The organism is Bacillus sp. LR--39 (assembly GCF_053613335.1).
Genome location: NZ_JBSIOT010000218.1, coordinates 1 through 1263, shown reverse-complemented (window position 1 = coordinate 1263; position 1263 = coordinate 1). Strand labels below are relative to the sequence as shown.

1 protein-coding gene and 1 pseudogene are annotated in these 1263 nt (G+C 42.7%); both read left to right on the top strand.

The window, feature by feature from the left end:
- Positions 1–516 (top strand): annotated as a pseudogene (gene malS, locus ACWHAR_RS21945) (oxaloacetate-decarboxylating malate dehydrogenase); the annotation flags it as partial.
- A gap of 81 nt (positions 517–597) precedes the next feature.
- On the top strand, positions 598–1263 hold a 666-nt coding region (locus ACWHAR_RS21940; RefSeq protein ID WP_452087818.1), incomplete at its 3' end, for an AEC family transporter.

Below are 1263 nucleotides of genomic sequence, written 5' to 3'. Positions count from 1 at the left end.
GGGGTTTCAGGTGCATTCACAGAGGAAATTGTAAAAGAAATGGCATCTCACGTAGACCGTCCGGTTATCATGCCGATGTCTAACCCGACTCACCTTGCTGAAGCTGTTCCTGAAGATCTGTTCAAATGGACTGACGGAAAAGTGCTTATTGCAACAGGAAGCCCATTTGACAATGTAGAATACAACGGTGTTTCTTATGAAATCGGACAATCTAACAACGCATTCGCGTTCCCTGGTCTTGGACTTGGTTCAATTGTAGCTGAAGCGCGTATCATTACACCTGCTATGTTTGCTGCAACTGCTGATGCGATTGCTGAAATGGTTGATCTTGAAACACCTGGAGCAGGATTGCTTCCAAGCATTGATAAGCTTCAAGAGGTTTCTATCCAAGTTGCGATTGCCGTTGCTGAAGCAGCAATTAAAGACGGCGTGGCAAATCGTCAGCCTGAAGATGTGAAACAAGCGGTACTTGATGCAATGTGGACACCTGAATACAAAAAAGTCATCGCGAAATAATTAGCGAGTATATTTTTCTGTCCGAGGGAAAGCTTTTTGTAAAGCTAAAGTATACGGACATAGGATTTGGAGGAGAATATTTTGAGCATCTTAGATATCTTAATCCTCCTGGCGCCGATCTTCTTTGTTATCGTGCTGGGTTGGTTTGCAGGACATTTTGGAAGTTATGATGCCAAGTCGGCAAAAGGGGTAAGTACGTTAGTAACGAAATACGCACTTCCAGCTCACTTTATCGCTGGTATTTTGACAACTTCCAGAAGTGAATTTTTATCACAAGTACCATTAATGATTTCTTTAATTATTGGGATTGTTGGCTTCTATATTATCATTCTTTTGGTTTGCAGATTTATTTTCAAGTATGATTTAACAAACTCATCTGTATTTTCTTTGAACTCTGCACAGCCGACATTCGCATTTATGGGTATCCCGGTATTGGGAAGCTTATTCGGAGCGAATGAAGTTGCGATTCCGATCGCGGTCACAGGTATCGTGGTTAACGCGATTCTTGATCCGCTCGCGATCATTATCGCTACTGTTGGTGAGTCTTCTAAGAAAAACGAAGAGAGTGGCGACAGCTTCTGGAAGATGACAGGAAAATCAATCCTGCATGGTCTTTGTGAGCCGCTTGCAGCTGCTCCATTAATCAGTATGATCTTGGTGCTGGTTTTCAATTTCACTCTTCCTGAGCTGGGTGTTAAAATGCTTGATCAGCTTGGAAGCACAACATCTGGTGTTGCTCTCTTTGCT